Below are 19,431 nucleotides of genomic sequence, written 5' to 3'. Positions count from 1 at the left end.
TGTCCAACAGGTGTCCTTGGAGTTCATATCACGATCAATGCAGAATGCACGGCCAACGGGTGAGATCGCGGCTAATCTGATCCGCGGTCCATATGCGAAGGAGCGAGCCAATGACGGTTGCGCGGCGGTTTCTGGTGATGGCGGCGATCGGCACCGCGGTGGTCACCGCGCTCGGTGCCTGTTCGGCGGCGCCGAAAACGCCACAGGGCAACGCTCCGGCCGTGCACAGTCAGGACATCAACCCCAAGCCGGTCAGTGAGCTGCGCGACGGCGGCACCTACCGGTGGGCCATCCAGCAGTGGATCACGCAGTACAACAAATACCAAACCGACGGAGCGCAGGGCGACGCGGAGGCGATCGTCGCGCTGGTCGAGCCGCAGCTCTTCGACCGCGGCGCGGACGGCGTTCCGAAAGTGCACACCGACACGCTCGTCTCGGCGGCGGTGACCGCGACCAGCCCGAAACAGGTCGTCACCTACGTCATCAACCCGAAGGCGAAATGGTCCGACGGCAAGCCGATCACCTGGCGCGACTTCGAGGCGCAGTGGAAGGCGCTCAACGGCACCAATCCGGCCTACCAGATCTCCTCGTCGGCCGGTTACGAGAAGATCGAAAGCATCGCGCAGGGGGCGTCGCCAAACGCCGTGGTCGTGACCTTCAAACAGGGCTTCGGCGACTGGCAGCTGCTGTTCGACCCGCTGTTTCCGGCGGTCGCGATGGACACACCGGCCGCGTTCAACGCCGGCTGGATCGAGAAGGTGCCGGTGACCGCGGGACCGTGGAAGATCGGCTCGCTCAACAAGACGACGCAGACGATCACGGTCGTGCCGGATCCGGCGTACTGGGGGACCAAGCCGAAGCTCGCGGCGATCAGCTTCCGCGCGCTGGACTCCTCGGCCATCACCGACGCCTACCTGAACAACGAGGTCGACGAGGCGCCGGCGCGTACGCCGGAGACGTACAAGCGGCTGAAACCGGCGAAAAACACCGACATCCGGGTCGGTGCGCGCTGGGACGAGACGCACCTGGCCTTCAGTGCGCGCGGTGCGCTCACCGATGTCCGCGTGCGGCAGGCGCTCGGCATGGCCGTCGACCGCAACGCGCTCGTACGCGCGATCTCCAAGGACCTGCCGTTCGCGCTGGCGCCGCTGGGCAACCACTTCTTCATGCCCAACCAGGCCGGCTACCAGGACAACTCCGGGATCTACGGCACGTTCGACCAGGCGGCGGCCAGGAAGCTGCTGGACGCGGCCGGCTGGACCGCCGGCGCGCAGGGCAAGCCGCGGACCAAGGGCGGCAAGCCGTTGTCGCTCACGTACGTGCTGAACGGCAGCGGCAACCAGAGCAGCAAGGACACCGCCCAGCTGATCCAGAGCATGCTCGGCCAGGTCGGCGTCGACGTGCAGATCAAGCAGGTGCCCGGCAACGACTACTTCGAGAAGTACATCAACGTCGGCGACTTCGACCTGGCGGTGTTCCGGCAGGTCGACGAGGTCTTTCCGTCGATGCTCTACGACATCTTCCGGCAGCCGAGCGGCAACAACGTCTACCAGAACTACGGCCGGATCGGCTCGGCGCAGATCGATCAACTGCTGCTGCAGGCGCAGCAGAGCACCGACCGGCAGGCCGCGATCGCGCTCTACAACCAGGTCGACAAGCTGATCTGGCAGGCCGGCCACTCGCTGGAGCTCTACCAGACGCCGCAGATCCTGGCCTTCCGGCACACCATCGCCAACGAAGGTGCCACCGGTCTGGGCACGCAGAACTACGTGACCACCGGCTTCACGAAGTCGTAGCGCCGGCGTAGCGGGTCGCGAGCAGCCGGAGGTGGGCCACCAGCTCCGGCGGCTCGGTCACGGTGAAGTCGACGCCGAGCAGGCTCAGGTGGACGGCCAGCGTCTCGATGCTGTCCGCGCCGGTGTCCAGCACGCACGTACGCTCGTCGACCGTTTCGACGACGCCGACCGCCGGGTTGATCCGGTCGAGGACCTGCTCGGCCGGCGCGTGCACGGTGACGCGCGCTCGATAGCGCCACGCGGCCGCCGAGACGCGCTGCGACACGTACGCGGCGATGTCGTCGGCCGGCGGTTGGCGCGGCGCGAACCGCGGTCCGACCGGCGGGTGCGGATCGAGCCGGTCGACGCGGAAGGTCCGCCAGTCGTGCCGCTCGGTGTCGTATGCGACCAGATACCAGCGCCGGCCCCAGTTCACCAGCCGGTGTGGCTCGACCGTACGAGCTGTGACCGTGCCGCCGTGGCTGCGGTAGTCGCATCGGACGCGGTCGTGATCGCGGCAGGCCTGCGCGAGCAGGATGAGCGTGTTGGGGTCGACGGCCGGCGCCGGCTGGTCGGGCCGCACCGGCACCGCGTACGTCTGCAGGGCGTTGACCCGGCGACGCAGGCGGGTCGGCAACACGCGTTCGAGCTTGGCCAGCGCCCGCAGCGAAATGTCCTCGACCCCGGAGACCGTGCCGGCGGCCGCCGTTCGCAGGCCGACCGTGACGGCCACCGCCTCGTCGTCGTCCAACAACAGCGGCGGCAGGTTGGCACCGGAGCCGAGCCGATAGCCGCCGACCGCGCCGCGCGTCGCGTGCACCGGATAGCCGAGTGCGCGCAGCCGCTCGACGTCGTTGCGTACGGTCCGCGTGCTCACCTCAAGCCGCTCCGCCAACTCCGAGCCGGTCCAGTCACGCGGGCTCTGCAACAGCGACAGCAGCTGGAGCAGTCTTGCCGAGGTCTCCAACACGTCCTGAAGTTTGCCAGTGGTATAGGCAGATTGGGTTCCTAAATGACAGCGAGTAGCAGGAATCGGCCGGCGACGTGAGCGGTACGTAACCGCGCTACCCCTGGTAGCGAGACCAGTACGATACGCGGCGTTTTGCCATTCGGACTCCAAAGGCGTGCGCCGACCCGATATTCTCACCGCGATTCGCTGAACCTCCAGCAAGCCGGCCGTACGTCGACCGGGGAGAGACGGGTATGGCCATCCGCGTACTGATCGCCGACGACGAAGAGGCGCACCGCCGGAAGCTGCGCGCGACCCTGGAGTCGCAGCCGGACATCGAGGTGATCGACGACGTACGGGACGGCGAAGCCGCCCTCCGGGTGGCGCGGGACAAGTGGCCGGACGTGGCGCTGGCCGACATCCGGATGCGCGGCATGGACGCGCTGGAGTTCACCCGGCAGCTGGCCGGGCCGCGAGTGCGCAAGCCGGTGCGGGTCGTGATGCTGACGACCTTCGCGCTCGACTGGTATGTCTACAACGCGCTCCGCGAAGGCGCCTGCGGATTCCTGCTCAAGCCGACCCGGCCGAAGCCCGCGGTCGAAGGCGTACGGGTCGCCGCCGCTGGCGCGACGCTGGTCAGCCCGAAGCTGGCCGTACGACTGCTCCGCCAGATGTCGACCCGCGCCGCGATCGCCCGCGGCGACGAGCGCGTCGACGGCGAACTGCTCAACGAGTGGGAGATCGACATCGCGCAGCTGGTCGCGCAGGGGCGTACGGACGCGGAGATCGGCGACGAGCTCTACATCTCACCGATCTCGGTGCAGCGCCGGATCGTCGAGATCGCGCACAAGCTGGGCGTACGCAGCCGGATCGCGATCGCGCTGTGGGCCTGGGAAGCCGGCCACGTCCGCCGCTGGTAGGCCGAATCTGCCGCAACGCCCTGTTGCTGGCACCAGGCGCCCGTAACGAGGCGTTGCGGCAATGTCAGGCCCCGGTGGCGCCGGGAGGGCCCTGGCGACGGCGGCGCAGGTAGTTCTCGAACTCGGCGGCCAGCTCCTCGCCGCTGGTCTGCGCCATCGCCTCGCCGTCGCGTTCCTCCAGCGCGCGTACGTAGTCGGCCATCTCGGAGTCCTGGGTGGCCAGCTCGTCGACGGTCGAGACCCAGGCGGCGGCCGCGTCCGGCAGGTCCTCGGTCGGCACCGGGATGTCCAGCACGTCCTCGAGCCGGCCGAGCAGTGCGAGCGTGGCCTTCGGGCACGGCGGCTGGGCGACGTAGTGCGGCACCTGGACCCAGAAGGACATCGTCTCCAGCTCGGCGCGTGCGCAGGCCTCGTGCATGACACCGGTGATGCCGGTCGGCCCCTCGTACCGGGACGGCGACAGACCGTGCCGGTCGATCAGTCCCGGGTCGGTCGCGCTGCCGCTGACCGGAAGCGGCCGAGTGTGCGGCACGTCGGCCAGCAGCGCGCCGAGGAGGATGACCGAGTCGACCTCCAGGGCGTGCAGGATCTCCAGCAGCTCCTCGCAGAAGCCGCGCCAGCGCATGTTCGGCTCCAAGCCGCGTACGAGCACGACGTCGCGCTCGGAGCCGGGTGGTGTGCACACGGACAGGCGGGTCGTCGGCCACTCGATGCGGCGGCCGTCTCCTTCGGTCATCGAGACCGTCGGCCGGTTGACCTGGAAGTCGTAGTAGTCGTCGGGGTCTATCGCGGCCAGTGGCTCCGCCTCCCACACCGCCTCCAGGTGTTCGACCACGGCGGTGGCGGCATCGCCCGCGTCGTTCCAGCCTTCGAAGGCGGCGATCGCGATGGGCGAACGTAGGGTCGGCAGTCCGTCGAACTCACTCACCCGTCCACCCTACGTCTCGCGCGGAGTGGGCCACTGCCAAACCGGTGTGGACCGGCGCGCCGAGGAGGGTAACCTTGACACATGTCTGGCAACCTCGGAGAGCGACACCCGCTTCTCGAAGCCCTGTCCGAACGAGTGTTGATCGCCGACGGAGCCATGGGGACCATGCTCCAGGCCGCCGATCTCACTCTGGACGACTTCCAGGGACTGGAGGGCTGTAACGAGATCCTCAACCTGACCAGGCCGGATGTCGTCCGGCACATTCACGCGGCATACTTCGACGCCGGCGCCGACCTGGTCGAAACCAACACCTTCGGAGCAAACCTCGCCAACCTCGGCGAATACGGCATTCCGGAACGCATCCGCGAGCTGGCCGAGTCTGGCGCACGTTTGGCAAGGGAGGCGGCGGACGCGGCGAGTACGCCGAGCTGGCGCCGCTGGGTGCTCGGCTCGGTCGGCCCCGGCACCAAGCTGCCGACGCTCGGCCACGCGCCGTTCACCGCGCTCCGCGACGCGTACCAGGAGCAGGTCGCCGGCATGCTCGACGGCGGCGTCGACGCCGTGTTGGTCGAGACCTGCCAGGACCTGCTGCAGTGCAAGTCGGCGCTGCTGGGCGCCAAGCGGGCCATGGCCGAAGTTGGTCGTACGGTCCCGCTGATCTGTCACGTCACCGTCGAGACCACCGGCACCATGCTGCTCGGCTCGGAGATCGGCGCGGCGATGACCGCGCTGGAGCCGCTCGGCATCGACTACCTCGGCCTCAACTGCGCCACCGGGCCGGCCGAGATGAGCGAGCACCTGCGGTTCCTGTCGCAGCACTCCAAGGTGGGCCTGTCGGTCATGCCAAACGCCGGCCTGCCGCAGCTCGGTGCCAACGGCGCGGTCTATCCGCTCACCCCGGACGAACTGGCCGAGGCGCTGAGCCGCTTCGTCACCGAGTACGGCGCGTCGCTGGTCGGCGGCTGCTGCGGCACCACACCGGACCACATCCGGACCGTACGCGCCGCCGTCGACGGCCTCACACCAGGTGAGCGGCCGCGCGACACCGAGCCGTCCGTCGCGTCGCTCTACACCGCCGTGCCGTTCGAGCAGGACGCGTCGGTGCTGATGATCGGTGAGCGTACGAACGCCAACGGTTCCAAGGCCTTCCGCGAGGCCATGCTCGCCGGCAACTGGGACGACTGCGTGGAGATCGCACGCGGACAGACCCGCGACGGCGCACACCTGCTGGACCTGTGCGTGGACTACGTCGGCCGCGACGGCACGGCCGACATGGCCGAGCTCGCCGGCCGGTTCGCCACCGCCTCGACGCTGCCGATCGTGTTGGACTCGACCGAGCCGGACGTGCTGCGTACCGGTCTGGAGCACCTCGGCGGCCGGTGCGCGATCAACTCGGTCAACTTCGAGGACGGCGATGGGCCGACCTCGCGCTATCACCGGATCATGGAGCTGGTCGCCGAACACGGCGCCGCGGTCATCGCGCTGACCATCGACGAGGAGGGCCAGGCGCGTACGGCCGAGAAGAAGGTCGAGATCGCCGAGCGGCTGATCGACGACATCACCGGCAACTGGGGCCTGACCGAGTCCGACATCATCGTCGACACGCTGACCTTCACGATCGCCACCGGTCAGGAAGAGAGCCGCAAGGACGCGCTGGAGACGATCGAGGCGATCCGGCTGCTGTCGCAGCGGCATCCGGACGTACAGACGACCCTTGGTCTGTCCAATGTCTCGTTCGGTCTCAACCCGGCGGCGCGGCAGGTGCTCAACTCGGTGTTCCTGCACGAGTGCCAGCAGGCCGGGCTCACCTCCGCGATCGTGCACGCCAGCAAGATCCTGCCGATCTCGCGGATCGACGACGAGCACAAGCAGGTCGCGCTCGACCTGATCTACGACCGGCGCGCGGAGGGATACGATCCGCTGCAGCGGCTGCTGGAGCTTTTCGAAGGCGTGGACGCGAAATCCAGCTCCGCGTCGCGCGCCGAGGAGCTGGCCGCGCTGCCGCTGGACGAGCGGCTGGAGCGGCGGATTGTCGACGGCGAGCGCAACGGCCTGGAGGCCGACCTCGACGAGGCGATGAAGGACCGCGGTCCGCTCGACATCATCAACACGACGCTGCTGGCCGGCATGAAGACGGTCGGCGAGCTGTTCGGTTCCGGCCAGATGCAGCTGCCTTTTGTGTTGCAGTCGGCCGAAACCATGAAGACCGCCGTCGCCTACCTCGAACCGCACATGGAGAAAAACGAGGACGACGAAGGAAAAGGCACGATCGTGCTGGCCACGGTGAAGGGCGATGTCCACGACATCGGCAAGAACCTGGTCGACATCATCCTGTCCAACAACGGATACAACGTCGTCAACATCGGCATCAAGCAGCCGGTGAACGCGATTCTGGACGCCGCCGAGGAAAACCGCGCCGACGTGATCGGCATGTCCGGCCTGCTGGTCAAGTCGACCGTGGTGATGAAGGAAAACCTCGCCGAGCTCAACGACCGGGGGATGTCGGCGAAATATCCGGTCATCCTCGGTGGCGCCGCGCTGACCCGGACATACGTGGAAAGCGACCTCGCCGACATGTACGCCGGCGACGTACGTTACGCGCGCGACGCTTTCGAGGGCCTGCGGCTGATGGACGCGCTGATGCTGGCCAAGCGGTCCGGCACCGCGGTGGCGCTTTCCGCCGACGAGGAGAAAAAAGCCGCCGAGCGCAAGGCGCGGCACGAGCGGTCGGTGCGGATCGCCGAGAAGCGGAAAGCCGCCGAGCCGCAGATCTCCATCCACGACGACAGCGTCCGGTCGGATGTCGCGACCGACAATCCGGTGCCGGCGCCGCCGTTCTGGGGTTCCCGGGTCGTCAAAGGCATCGCGACCGCCGACTACGCGAGCTGGCTGGACGAGCGCGCGACGTTCATGGGTCAGTGGGGATTGCGCGGCGCGCGCGGCGGAAAGGGGCCGTCGTACGAGGAACTGGTGGAGACCGAGGGCCGGCCGCGGCTGCGCTACTGGCTCGACCGGTTGAAGGCCGACGGCGTGCTGGAAGCCGCCGTCGTCTATGGCTATTTCCGTTGCTACTCCGAGGGAAACGACCTGATCGTCCTGTCGGAGGACAGCTCGGCCGAGCGCGCTCGGTTCAGTTTTCCGCGCCAGCGCCGCGATCGCCGGCTCTGCCTTGCCGACTTCTTTCGCGAGAAGTCGTCCGGTGAGACCGACGTGGTCGCTTTCCACGTGGTCACGATGGGACAGGCGATCGCCGACTACGCGAACAAGTTGTTCGCCGAGAACGCCTATCGCGACTATCTCGAGGTGCACGGCCTGTCCGTACAGCTCACCGAAGCACTGGCCGAATACTGGCACTCGCGCGTACGGGCCGAGCTGACGTTGCCGGACGGTCAGGCGGCCGACTTCGAGGACAGCGCCAACCTCGACGACGTGTTCCGGCAGGGCTATCGCGGCTCGCGTTACTCGTTCGGCTATCCGGCCTGCCCGGACATCGAGCAGCAGAAATACCTGGTCGACCTGCTCGATCCCTCGCGCGTCGGGGTGTCGCTGTCCGAGGAGTTCCAGCTGCATCCGGAACAGTCCACGTCGGCGCTGATCGTCCACCACCCGGAGGCCAAGTACTTCAACGCCACCTGATCCGCCTTGACGTCGAAGTCGTGGGCCCCCTCATGTGAGCCGCGCCTCTGTCCCCGGAGGGCGGGAGGAAATACGCTCGTACGCGATGGATGACGACCGCGTGGCTGCCGTGCTGTTCGACATGGACGGCACCCTTGTCGACTCCGAAAAGATCTGGGACATCTCGCTGAAGGAACTCGCGCGCAAGCTCGGTGGCGAGCTGTCTGCGCCGGCCCGGGCGAGCATGGTCGGTGCCAATCTGGCGCGGTCGATCGGCATCGTGCACGCCGACATCGGCCTGGTCGGCGGCGACCAGGCCGCGGACGGCGCGTGGCTGATGGCGCGTACGAAGGAGCTGTTCACCGAGGGCCTGACCTGGCGGCCGGGCGCGCCTGAGCTGCTGGACGCGGTACGCGACGCCGGCCTGCCGACCGCGTTGGTGACCTCCACGTTGCGCGACCTGACCGACGTCGCGCTCAAATGGATCGGCGCCGAATATTTCGACGTGAGCGTGTGCGGCGACGAGGTGGCGCACAACAAGCCCCATCCCGATCCCTACCAACGCGCCGCCGCGCTGCTCGGTGTCGACCCGGCCCGATGCGTGGCGATCGAGGACTCGCCGACCGGTTCGGCGTCGGCTCAGGCGGCCGGTTGTACGGTGCTGATCGTGCCGGCCGAGGTGCCGGTGGAGGCCGGGCCGCGGCGGATCATCCGCGACAGCCTGGTCGGCGTCGACGTGCCATACCTGCGCTCCATCGCCGCCTGATCAGCCCGGGTCGCCGGCCTTGATGGCCACCGGATGGCGACCGAGCTGGAAGGCCGCCGCGATGCCCCGCGCCTCGGTCTGGGTGAACTGGCCGGTGACCTGCAGCTGGCCGCCGGTGATCGCGTCCTGCACCAGCGGCGCGGAGATGACCGCGCCGGCCGCCACGATGGCGAGCTGCTTGCCCCGCAGCTGGCCGGTCAGGCTGGCCAGCTGTTTGGACCCGGCGGAGTCGAACGTGACGTTGACCAGCCACCCGCCGCTGGGGCCGCTCGCCAGGCTGGCCTGGGTGACCCGCTCGCCGGTCAGCCCGGCCGGTCCGAGCGTGTAGTTCGTCTTGCCGTCCAGCGATCGCAGCTGGTCGCCGGTGGTGCCGTCGAGCACGGGCCGCAGCGACACGCTCGTGTCGATGGGCAGCCGCGAGACCAGCTGACCGAGCCGAGGCTGCTGCGCCGGCGGCACGCCGACCTGGACGCCGCGCGACCGTACGACATAGCGGGCCTCGCCGCCGACGCACGCGACGAGCAGCTGGCCGACCTCGTCGCGGACGGCGTCGTCGCTCGTCTCCACGACGAAACCGGCCGAGCGCCAACCGGCCGGCAAGGCTCCGCTGATCGCGCGTACGACCAGAAACGTGCCGACGCCGGCGATGGCGAGGACCAGCACGACGGGTACGACGATGACGGTGACGATCAGGCCGGTGCGGCGTCGAGGAGGATCGGTCTGCACCTTGCGTAGCCTAGATGGTCTGTTCCAAGGGACTGGGGGAAGCTTGAATTCTTCACCTGCTGCCCGATAGTTGGACGCGCGTCGCGGTCTTGGGGCTGTGTCTGTCTTGCGGTTGTTGAGTGGGGTGTGTCGTGGGGCGCGTCGGGTGTTGGGTGATCCTGGTGGGCGGCCTGGTCGGGATCGGGTGTTTTTGCTGCGCTGGCTGGGAGAGTGATTTTCGGCCGGAGCGCGGCGTTGTTGGGGCGGTGCCGGAGTACCACAGCCGCATGGCAGGTCCTGGGCTGTGATCGCGTGAGCTGTCGCGGCGGACCGGCATGGGACGCAACGACTTCCACACCGCCGCGATCCAGGCGCGCGTCAGGAGCCTCTGTGTACGTCCAGCGACATGCCCTAGGGCCTTGCTGGTGTGACTGCTGTGGCCAACCGTGCGGGTGAGACGGCCCGACCGGGTAATACCTGGTTAACAGGATATCAAACCGGGCAATTGGCCCGGCGAGCAGCCACAACAGCATTACTCGCCTCAGCAGTCACACTCACCACAGGTGCTGGCGGTCACGCAGGCGTGAAAGCCGTCTTTCTTGTATCTAGCGCCAGTAACTCGACATTCACACCACCGATAAACCTCGCAAGACAGACATTTAGCGTTACACGCGCTTGCGAGTCCCATTGAGTGGACCCTCTCGCCACCTACCGGGACACCACGGCGTCCGAGTCGTTGATCATGGGAATGTCACGCACTTTCTGATCGTGACGTGCGCGAAAACCTCACGGTCACCTTGGCATAGATCATCTAGTGTTTCTGATCGGAGAAAGGACCAAACCTTGCGACCTCGACTGCGCCGCTGGATGGCTGTCGCGGCGGTGGCGATGACCTTCGGTGCGATGGCAGGCGTGGCCGAGCCGGCCGCGGCCGCGATCGGCTCGTGCGGCACCCCGACGACCGTCAGCACGTTCCACCAGGATGCCGGCACCTGGTACGAAAACCTGGAGTTCGACGGCCGCGGTGGCGTGTGGGTCAGCGTACTCAGCGGCAACAGGGTCGAGCGCTATCTGCCGTCCGGTGCCGTGTCGTCCACTGTGGACGTACGAGCACCTGGCGCCGTCCGCGCTGGGCCCGACGGCCTGTTCTACGTCAACGCCGGCGACACGGTGGAAGGTCCCGGCGAGGTCGTACGCTTCGACCCGCAGCATCTCGACCGGCCGGTGATGCCGTACGCGTCCGGCTTCGCCAACGCCAACGGCGGCGGGTTCGACAGCGCCGGCAACTACTACGTGGCCGACAGTAACGGCCGGATTTTCAAGGTGTTGCCTGGCGGCAGGGTCGACGCCGGCTGGACCACCGAGATCCCCAGCGCCGACGCGGTGATCATCAAAGGCGGCCAGCTTTTCACCACCTCGGTGCTCGATCCCGACTCGGCGGTGACGCGCGTGCCGCTTGCCGATCCGGCCGCGCATCAGGTCGTCGTCAAACTTTCCAGTGGCGCGACGAAAGCGCCGGACGACGGCACGATCGGACCGGACGGCCAGCTCTACGTGGCGGCCTACGGCAGCGGTGAGATCTTCCGGATCAGTCCGTGGACGGGCCGGGCCTGTCTTCTGGTGTCCGGGCTGGCAAATCCGACCAGCATGCGGTTCGCCGACCGTTTCGGTCCGTACGTCCCGTGGCGCGACCTGTTCGTGACCGAAGGCTCCGGCTCGATCCTGCGCGTCCGGCTGGGATAAGTTCACGCTCGTGGCCGAAAAACCGTGTGTGTTCTGCCAGATCGTCAGCGGCGAGGCCGTCGCGTACGAGGTGTGGCGCGACGACGACCTCGTCGCGTTCCTGGACACCAAACCGGTGTTCCACGGCCACGTGCTGATGGTGCCGACCGTGCACATCCGCACGTACGATCAGCTGCCCGTCCGGCTGGCCGAGCACTGGCTGACCACCTCGCAGCGGCTGCAGCTGGCTGTGCAGGACGCGCGGCGGGCCGACGGCTCGCTCATCCTGATGAACAACGTGGTCAGCCAGAGCGTGCCGCACCTGCACCTGCACGTGATCCCACGGGTTCGCAAGGACGGCCTGCGGTTCTGGCTCGGTCCGCGGCATCCGTATGCCTCGGACGCGCAGGCGAAGGACACCGCGGACCGGATCAAGGAGCTACTCGACCGGCAGTAGGCCGCGCTCGGCGAACACCTTCTTCGCCACGAAGGTCGCGTTGAGGGCGCGCGGAAATCCGCAGTATCCGGCCGAATGCAGGAACACCTCGACGATCTGTTTCGGCGTCAGGCCGACGTTCAGCGCCGCGTTGACGTGCACCTCCAGCTGCGGTTCGGCGCCGAGCGCGGTCAGCATGCCGAGCGTCACCAGCTGCCGGTCGCGCGGCGCCAGCTCCGGCCGGCTGTAGATCTCGCCGAAACCCCAGGAGACGGTCTGCCTGGCCAGCTCCGGTGAGATGTCGGCCAGCGACTCCATCACCGCGTCGGCGCTGCCGCCGGTGACCTCCTGCATCATTTTCTTGCCGCGCTCGAAACGTTCGTCGCTCATTGGTTGCCTCCTGGTGAGTGGTCCGGGTCGAAACGGTAAACCTTTGAGCGTGCTCGACGTCAACGGATCGCGTCGGCGGCCAGCTCGACGTCGGCCATTGTGTTATAGAGGTGGAAAGCGAGCCGCACACGGCCGGCGCGTACGGCGCTCGACACGTTCGCCGCGGCCAGCCGCTCGGATGCGGCCGCGTCGATGTCACAGCTGACGATCGCGCTGTCGGAGACCGGAAGGTCAAGTGCGGTGCGGAATGCGTTGGCCAGGCCCACATTGTGTTCGTGGACCGCATCGATGCCGGCGTCCAGGAGCGTACGCATCGACGGCACCGCGCCGACCCAGCAGAACCAGGCGGGGGAGATGTCAAACCTCCGCGCGTCGCTGGCCAGTCGCAGCGGCGGTCCGTAATAGGACTGGTGAAAGTCCTCACCGGCATACCAACCGGCCGCCAGCGGCGGAATGCGGTCGGCGATTTCCGGCCGTACGACGGCGAAAGCGACGCCGCGCGGCGCCATCAGCCATTTGTACGCGGCGCACAGCAACACGTCGACACCGCTGGCGTCCACCGGCTGCCAGCCGACCGCCTGCGTTGCGTCCACAATGGACAGTGCGCCGTTGGCGCGGCAGGCGGCCAGAAGCTTGTCCAGACGTGCAATGGTTCCGGAGGCCGACTGTACGAGGCTGAACGCGACCACGTCGGCACGCTCGTCGATCGCGGACAACAACTCAGCCGCCGGCACGGTGACGACCTCGACGCCACGATGGGCCTGGACGAGATACGGAAACAGGTTGGAGGTGAATTCCTCCACCGGCACGACGACGCGGGAGCCGGCCGGAATGGCCGCGGCGATCGGCGCCAGCAACTGCGAGACGGCGGCACCGGTCGCGACCGTGTCCGGCGTCACATTGACCAGCAGCGCGAACAGGTCCCGGGCCTGGCCGACGCAGACTTCCCAGTCTTCCCAGGGACAAGCACCGTCCTGCCACTCGCCCAGCACCTTGCGCAGTGCGGCCACCGTCGATCGCGGCGGCAATCCGTAGGACGTCGTGTTGAGATATCCGCGGCGCGAGGTCCACTGGCTCTGAAAAGCGGCGTCGATCATGACCTCAAAAATAGGCGAGTCCGCCAGCTCGGGCTGGCGGACTCATTGGTTGAGCTCGTGGTGCTCTATCGGTTCGGGGTGCGAGGGGGATGCCGCGGACCTCCCCCCGACAGAGGTCCGGCCGGGCCAGCAAGCTGACCAGCTCCAGCGTAAAGGCTCGAGCAACCGAATGACGTCATCACCTTGGCTGGTTCCGGTCCGCCTTCCGGCGGATTTCTCGCCGTCACCGTGCGTTATTTGTCGAGTTACGCGCGAAAACTGTTTCGCAGCACGCAAAACGTTCAGGTGCCGGGACGGATCAGGCCGGATTCGTACGCGAGCACCACGGCCTGCACGCGGTCGCGCAATTCCAACTTGGTGAGCACGTGGCCGACATGAGTTTTCACCGTCGTCTCGCCCAAAACCAGCTTGGCGGCGATTTCCGCGTTGGACAGGCCGCGCGCCATCAGCACGAGCACCTCGCGCTCGCGTTCGGTGAGTGCCTCCAGTGCCGGCGCCGCCGGACTGTTCGGATCGGGGAGGCGGTCGGCATAGCGGTCGAGCAGTCGGCGCAGGATCCGCGGCGCCACGACGGCCTCGCCGGAGGCCACCACGTGGATGGCGTCGACCAGGTCCTCGGCCGGCACGTCCTTCGACAGGAAGCCACTGGCACCGGCTCGCAGCGCGCCGAGCACGTACTCGTCGAGGTCGAAGGTCGTCAGGATCAGTACGCGCACCGGCAGCTTCGCGGCGGTGATCCGCGCGGTGGCCTGCACGCCGTCCAGTCGTGGCATCCGGATGTCCATCAGCACGACGTCCGGCAGCAGCCGGCGAGCCAGGTCGACGCCTTCCTCGCCGTCGGACGCCTCGCCGATCACCTCCAGGTCCGGCTCGGTGCCCAGCACCATCCGGAAGCCGGTACGCAGCAGCGGCTGGTCGTCGACCAGCAGGACACGCACCGGACTGGTCCTGTCGGTCACGCCGAAATTCCCTTCGTGTGTGCTGGCCGGTCGAACGGCACCGTCGCGCGTACGGTGAAGCCGCCGGCCGGACCCGGTCCGGTGTAGAGCGAGCCGGCGTAGAGGCCGACCCGCTCGCGCATGCCGACCAGGCCGTGGCCGCCGATGTTGGCGCCGGCCGGACCGCGACCGTTGTCCGAGACGGTAACCTCCACGTCCGCGGGTCCATACCGTACGACCACGTCCGCGCTGGTCGGACCGGCGTGTTTGAGCGTGTTGGTGAGCGCTTCCTGGACGATCCGGAACAGGGTGAGGTCGACGCCGGAGTCCAGCGGCATCGGCTCGCCTTCGACCCGCAGGCGTACGGTCAGGCCGGCCTCTCCGACCTGGTGCACCAACGCCTCCAGGCCGGGAAGGCCGGGTTGCGGTGTGGTCGGCAGCGACGGGTCCTTCTCGTCGCGTAACACGTCCAGCAGGCGGCGCATTTCGCGGAGGGTCGACCGGCCGGTGTCCTCGATGGTGCCGAGCGCTTCGTCGGCCACCTCGGGGTTCGTACGCAAAGTCCGCCGGGCCGCCGCCGCCATAACCCCCATGACGCTGATGTGGTGCGCGACGACGTCGTGCAACTCCCGCGCGATGCGTTGCCGCTCGGCCAGCACGGCGTCGCGCGCGGTCAGCTCGCGAGTCGTCTCGGCCGCGATCGCGCGCTGCTCCAGGGCCGCGATGTAGGCGCGCCGGGTTCGTACGACTGAGCCGATGGCGAACGGAATGACGACGAAAACCCCGTTGGCCATCCAGACAACGACGTTCGCGTTTGCCTCGACGCAAGCCAATGCGATGCCCGCCGACACGATCGCGGTGGCACCGACCGCGCGTGGCGGCGGCAGGCGTACGGCCGCCGTGTAGATCACGACGAGCAGCGAGTACGCCTCGGTGGTGTTGGAGCCGACGAGCGGCACCGCGGCCACCGCGATCGCCGCGACCAGCACCGCGGAGGCCCAGACCCAGCGGCGGATCAGGATCGGTGTGACGCCGACGACGCACAGCCCCATGACGAGCGGGACGTTGCGCAGCCACGGGATGTCCGGGTCGGACGGCCGAGTCGCTGCCGCCGCCAGCAGCAGGCCGGCGACGACGATCAGCACGACAGCGGCCAGGCTCACGTCGCCGACCCACTGCGGTGTCGCCCTCAGCCGCGTGAGCAGCCCGGATCCCTTCACGCGGACAACCGTATCGCCGCGTCACGGTCCGCCGATTCGTCGCCAGGAGCGATTCGAGCCTCGTCCGGCAGGAGGATCAGTCCTCGGTGGCCGGCGTGATCGCGAGCGGGTCGGTCGGTGCCGGCAGCACCTCGGGGAACGGCGGCGGCGTGCCGCCGAAGGCCGGGCACAGCGCCTGATGGTCGCACCACGAGCACAACTTGCTGGGACTGGGCCGGAAATCCCGCTGTGTGGTGGCGCGGTCGATCGCCGTCCACAGCGCCTGCAACGTGCGCTCGAAGCGGCGCAGCTCGTCGATGTCCGGGACGTAGTCGAGGATTTCCCGGTCGCCGAGATACATCAGCCGCAGCAGCCGTGGCACGACATCGCGCGAACGCCACAGCACCAGCGCGTAGAACTTCAGCTGGAACAGCGCCTTGCCTTCGAAAGCCTCACGCGGCGCGGCGCCGGTCTTGTAGTCGACCACGCGCATCTCGCCGGTCGGCGCCACGTCGAGCCGGTCGACGAAGCCGCGCAGCCGCAGGCCCGACTCCAGCACCACCTCGACCAGCTGCTCGCGCTCGGCCGGCTCCAGCCGGATCGGGTCCTCCAGGGTGAAATAGCCGTCGAGCATCCGGCGCGCCGACTGCAGCCAGCCGGCCAGCTCCTCGGACTCGCCGAACAGCTCGGCCAGTGCCGGCTCCTCGGCGGTCAGCCTGGCCCACTCCGGCTCCAGCAGGTCGGCGGCGTGCTGCGGCGTACGCTCCATCGCCGCGGCGTCGAACAGCCGCTCCAACACGGCGTGTACGAGCGTGCCGCGCGCGGTCTGCGGCGTCGGCTTCTGCGGCAGCCGGTCGATCGCCCGAAACCGGTAGAGCAGTGGACAGGTCTTGAAGTCGCTCGCGCGTGACGGCGACAGCGAGCCCGTCACGTCTCCGTGTGACCGCTGCGATCCTGTTGAGGCTGCCGGCACCGCTACAGACATACCGTCAGGCTAGGCCACGGCTGTGACAATGCCGGGGACCTACGGCGGGGACACCGGAGCCGGCGAGTCGCCGTAGCATCGGGGGATGGCAACACAGCAGCCCGACGGGACGTCTGCGGACAGTGGCCGGGCTCAGGATGACGACTCCGGACCCAACCGTGGCCTGAAGATCGGCCGGGTCTTCGGCATCCCGGTCTACATCTCCTGGATGTGGTTCGTCGTCGCGCTGCTGTTGGTCATCACCTACTCCGGCTCGGTTTCCACGTACGCACCCAACCTGACGACTCCGCAGACGTACGTCGTCTCCGCGGTCTTCACGGTGCTGCTGTTCGTGTCGGTGTTGCTGCACGAGCTCGGCCACGCGCTCACCAGCAAGGCGTTCGGCCTCCACGTGTACGCGATGACGCTCTGGATGCTCGGTGGTCTGACCGAGACCGAGGCTGAGTCACGGCGACCCGGTGTCGACCTGCTGATCGCCCTCGCCGGACCGGCCGTCAACCTGGTGTTGGCGGTGATCGGCTATGTCGCGTACGTGTTCACCGACCCGGGCTCGTTGCTGAGCTGGATGATCCTGCAGTTGGCGTTTTCCAACGCTTTCGTGGGCATCTTCAACCTGCTGCCCGGCTTGCCCCTGGACGGCGGCACGATGCTGCGGGCCGTCGTCTGGTGGCTCACCAAGAACAAGTTCCGCGCGACCACCTTCGCCGGCTGGACCGGTCGGGTCGTCGCGGTCGCGGTCATCGGCCTGACGCTGTTCAGTCTGACCAGTGGCGGTGGCGTGCTGTCCTTCAGTCTGGTGCTGAGCCTGTTCATCGCGATGTTCCTCTGGCAGGGCGCGACCCAGGCGATCAGGGCCGGCCGGCTCGGCGACCGGTTCGGCCTGCTGCACGCCGGACGGCTGGCGCTGCCGGCGCTGTTGGTGCCGGCCGACCTGCCGTTGGCCGAGGCGCTGCGCCGCGCTGGCGAGGCTGGCCGGCCGGGGATCGTCGTCGTCGACTCGGAAAACCGTGCGGAGGCGATCGTCTCAAGCGAGGCGGTGGCGCACACGCCGGAGGAGCGCCGGCCGTGGATGTCGGTGTCGGACGCGGCCCGTACGCTTCAGCCGGGGCTCGTGCTGCCGGCGACGCTCGCCGGCGAGGACGTCGTACGAGCCGTCCAGGCGGAGCCGGCGACCGAATACCTGGTCGTCGACCAGCTGCCGGCCGGCGGCTCGCCGAGCGGCGCGCAGATCGTCGGCGTACTCGCCGCGCGATCGATCGCCGAAGTGCTCGACCCCGGTTCGGTACGCCAGTAGGACAGGGAAAACTCATGATCAATCAGCGGCTGGAGGCTGCGTGAGCACCGGCCACGGCGGCGTGTTCCGGCCTGGCGATCGTGTGCAGCTGACCGACCCGAAGGGCCGGCTGCACACCGTCGTCCTGGAGCCGGGACGCACGTTCCACACGCACCGCGGCGCGCTGCCGCACGACGACCTGATCGGCGCGCCCGAAGGTTGCGTCGTCACCTCCAGCGGCGGCACCGGCTATCTCGCCCTGCGGCCGCGGCTGGCCGACTATGTGCTGTCGATGCCGCGCGGTGCCGCGGTCGTCTATCCGAAGGACGCGGCGCAGATCGTCGCCGAGGGCGACATCTTCCCGGGAGCGCGTGTGCTGGAGGCCGGCGCCGGCTCCGGCGCGCTGACCTGCTCGCTGCTGCGCGCGGTCGGACCGGACGGCGAGGTGCACTCGTACGAGCGGCGCGCCGACTTCGCCGAGGTCGCCAGCCGCAACGTGGAAAACTTCTTCGGCAAGGCGCCGGCCAACTGGCGGCTGACCACCGCGGACGTCGCTGCCGTCGCCGACGACCTGGAGCCGGCGAGCATCCACCGCGTCATCCTGGACATGCTCGCGCCATGGGAAGTGCTCGGACCGGTCGGGCGCGTGCTGATGCCGGGCGGCGTACTCGTTGCCTACGTGGCCACCACGACGCAGCTCTCGGCGGTGGTGGAGGCGTTGCGCGAACACGGGTCGTTCACCGAGCCGCGGGCCTGGGAGACGCTCGTACGTGAGTGGAGCGCGGAGGGGTTGGCCGTACGCCCGTCGCACCGGATGGTCGGCCACACGGCCTTCCTGGTGTCGGCCCGGCGGCTCGCCGACGGTGTCGTCGCGCCACGCCGGCAACGTAAGCCGTCCAAAGGCACGGAGGCGTACGAGGCGCAGCGTGCCAAGGCGGCAAAGGACGATGGAGTGACTGGGGGAGCCGATGTTCGGTAGATCGCGTGATTACGAGGAGCGGGGTCGCGGGCCCAGCTCGGACATCGTCTTTCCGGACTGGTCTCCGTACACCGACCTGGCCGAGGCCGCCAAGGCCTACCTGCGCGACCCGGAGCTGGCGCTCGACGACCTGGCGATGGCGCTCGGCGACCGGCCGGTGCTCGGTTTCACCCTTGAGCGCGTCGTTCTCGACGGCGGACAGGTGTGGCAGGAGGTCGTGCTCTGCGACGGCGACCGGCTGATCCTGTGGCATGGCGAGGATGTCCCAGATGCTGGGACAGGAGCCATGACCTCGGCGGTGCGGATCACCCCGCTGTCGGCGATCGCCGAGGTCGGCTCGCGGCGGCACCTGACCCGCGAGGACAACGGCGACACGCAGGTCTCCGAGATCGAGGCGTACGTCCTGCTGCGGACCCTCGACGAGGCCGAGCAGCTGGAGTCGGCGGACGGCACGGCCACGGTGATCAGGCACGACGCCATCCGGTTCGCCAAGACGGTGGCCAACGGTGGCGACGGGCAGGTCCGCCGGGTCCAGGAGTTCGTCCAGTTGGTCGCCTCCAGAATCGGGGGCAGGACCATCACTGGCACCAGCCGGTAGTTGGCCACATCCGTCCGGTCATCACCCCCGGGTAACCGGCCGGAAACGCTGTCCTGCAACGATCTGGGCACGCGGCTGTCAGCGTGTGGTGCCCGAACCGTTTACGCTTGAACCGGGTCGTATCCCGCAGGGGAGACCCGTCAGGGAGGTGAGTGC

Annotated in this window: 17 protein-coding genes; 9 read left to right on the top strand and 8 right to left on the bottom strand. The window is 68.4% G+C overall.

Translation table 11 applies throughout. From position 1 onward, the window contains the following. Positions 1-110 precede the first annotated feature (110 nt). Entirely contained in the window at positions 111-1,796 is a 1,686-nt protein-coding gene (locus tag GNX95_RS06770) for an ABC transporter family substrate-binding protein (protein WP_163506263.1), read from the top strand. On the opposite strand, the gene GNX95_RS06765 is transcribed toward GNX95_RS06770, so the two are convergent. Continuing rightward, positions 1,783-2,745 carry a helix-turn-helix transcriptional regulator gene (locus GNX95_RS06765; protein WP_163506262.1) on the bottom strand — a complete coding sequence of 321 codons (963 nt, stop codon included), beginning with the start codon at positions 2,743-2,745 and terminating at the stop codon, positions 1,783-1,785. The genes GNX95_RS06770 and GNX95_RS06765 overlap by 14 nt on opposite strands. 233 nt (positions 2,746-2,978) lie before the next feature. On the opposite strand from GNX95_RS06765, the gene GNX95_RS06760 reads away from it, so the two are divergent. Further along, positions 2,979-3,644: a response regulator gene (locus GNX95_RS06760; RefSeq protein WP_163506261.1), complete on the top strand. Its 666-nt coding sequence runs from the start codon at positions 2,979-2,981 to the stop codon at positions 3,642-3,644. Positions 3,645-3,708: 64 nt separating this feature from the next. Here the strand turns inward: GNX95_RS06760 and GNX95_RS06755 are convergent, their stop codons facing one another. Continuing rightward, positions 3,709-4,572 carry a PAC2 family protein gene (locus tag GNX95_RS06755; protein WP_163506260.1) on the bottom strand — a complete coding sequence of 288 codons (864 nt, stop codon included), beginning with the start codon at positions 4,570-4,572 and terminating at the stop codon, positions 3,709-3,711. Positions 4,573-4,653: 81 nt separating this feature from the next. Between GNX95_RS06755 and metH the strand changes: the two genes are divergently transcribed. Together metH and GNX95_RS06745 are read left to right on the top strand one after the other, a co-directional pair. Further along, complete coding sequence (gene metH / locus GNX95_RS06750; RefSeq protein WP_163506259.1) at positions 4,654-8,208, top strand: methionine synthase; 3,555 nt, start codon at positions 4,654-4,656, stop codon at positions 8,206-8,208. Positions 8,209-8,293: 85 nt separating this feature from the next. Further along, positions 8,294-8,953, top strand: coding sequence for an HAD family hydrolase (locus GNX95_RS06745; RefSeq protein WP_163506258.1), 660 nt, complete (start codon positions 8,294-8,296; stop codon positions 8,951-8,953). On the opposite strand, the gene GNX95_RS06740 is transcribed toward GNX95_RS06745, so the two are convergent. Next, positions 8,954-9,679, bottom strand: coding sequence for a SecDF P1 head subdomain-containing protein (locus GNX95_RS06740; RefSeq protein ID WP_163506257.1), 726 nt, complete (start codon positions 9,677-9,679; stop codon positions 8,954-8,956). An 822-nt stretch (positions 9,680-10,501) separates the two neighbouring features. Between GNX95_RS06740 and GNX95_RS06735 the strand changes: the two genes are divergently transcribed. Continuing rightward, on the top strand, positions 10,502-11,401 hold the full coding sequence (locus GNX95_RS06735; RefSeq protein WP_163506256.1) for an SMP-30/gluconolactonase/LRE family protein: 900 nt from the start codon (positions 10,502-10,504) through the stop codon (positions 11,399-11,401). Between the two features lie 10 nt (positions 11,402-11,411). After that, positions 11,412-11,837, top strand: coding sequence for an HIT family protein (locus GNX95_RS06730; protein ID WP_222853431.1), 426 nt, complete (start codon positions 11,412-11,414; stop codon positions 11,835-11,837). Here the strand turns inward: GNX95_RS06730 and GNX95_RS06725 are convergent. The 5 genes from GNX95_RS06725 to GNX95_RS06705 all read right to left on the bottom strand — a co-directional run bounded on the left by GNX95_RS06725 (position 11,820) and on the right by GNX95_RS06705 (position 16,425). Then, positions 11,820-12,206 carry a carboxymuconolactone decarboxylase family protein gene (locus tag GNX95_RS06725; protein ID WP_163506255.1) on the bottom strand — a complete coding sequence of 129 codons (387 nt, stop codon included), beginning with the start codon at positions 12,204-12,206 and terminating at the stop codon, positions 11,820-11,822. The two genes, GNX95_RS06730 and GNX95_RS06725, sit on opposite strands and share 18 nt — an antisense overlap. A 59-nt stretch (positions 12,207-12,265) precedes the next feature. Then, positions 12,266-13,303 carry an aminotransferase class V-fold PLP-dependent enzyme gene (locus GNX95_RS06720; RefSeq protein ID WP_163506254.1) on the bottom strand — a complete coding sequence of 346 codons (1,038 nt, stop codon included), beginning with the start codon at positions 13,301-13,303 and terminating at the stop codon, positions 12,266-12,268. A gap of 281 nt (positions 13,304-13,584) precedes the next feature. Further along, on the bottom strand, positions 13,585-14,262 hold the full coding sequence (locus GNX95_RS06715) for a response regulator (RefSeq protein WP_163506253.1): 678 nt from the start codon (positions 14,260-14,262) through the stop codon (positions 13,585-13,587). Further along, positions 14,259-15,461 carry a sensor histidine kinase gene (locus GNX95_RS06710; RefSeq protein WP_163506252.1) on the bottom strand — a complete coding sequence of 401 codons (1,203 nt, stop codon included), beginning with the start codon at positions 15,459-15,461 and terminating at the stop codon, positions 14,259-14,261. Before GNX95_RS06710 ends, GNX95_RS06715 begins: the two co-directional genes overlap by 4 nt. Positions 15,462-15,537: 76 nt before the next feature. Then, on the bottom strand, positions 15,538-16,425 hold the full coding sequence (locus tag GNX95_RS06705; protein WP_163506251.1) for a RecB family exonuclease: 888 nt from the start codon (positions 16,423-16,425) through the stop codon (positions 15,538-15,540). Between the two features lie 85 nt (positions 16,426-16,510). Here GNX95_RS06705 and GNX95_RS06700 point away from each other — a divergent pair, with 85 nt between their 5' ends. The 3 genes from GNX95_RS06700 to GNX95_RS06690 are packed head-to-tail and all read left to right on the top strand — an operon-like array spanning position 16,511 to position 19,275. Then, complete coding sequence (locus GNX95_RS06700) at positions 16,511-17,719, top strand: site-2 protease family protein (RefSeq protein ID WP_163506250.1); 1,209 nt, start codon at positions 16,511-16,513, stop codon at positions 17,717-17,719. Positions 17,720-17,759: 40 nt separating this feature from the next. Continuing rightward, a complete protein-coding gene (locus GNX95_RS06695) occupies positions 17,760-18,677 on the top strand; it encodes a tRNA (adenine-N1)-methyltransferase (RefSeq protein ID WP_163506249.1) in 918 nt (305 codons plus the stop codon). Further along, positions 18,667-19,275, top strand: coding sequence for a hypothetical protein (locus GNX95_RS06690; RefSeq protein ID WP_163506248.1), 609 nt, complete (start codon positions 18,667-18,669; stop codon positions 19,273-19,275). The genes GNX95_RS06695 and GNX95_RS06690 overlap by 11 nt, the downstream gene beginning before the upstream one ends. The last annotated feature ends 156 nt before the right edge of the window (positions 19,276-19,431 follow it).

Origin of the sequence: Fodinicola acaciae (genome assembly GCF_010993745.1) — a bacterium.
Taxonomy (GTDB): Bacteria; Actinomycetota; Actinomycetes; order Mycobacteriales; family HKI-0501; genus Fodinicola; species Fodinicola acaciae.
Note: the sequence above shows the minus strand (reverse complement) of the source record. Positions and strands in the feature narration are given on the sequence as shown.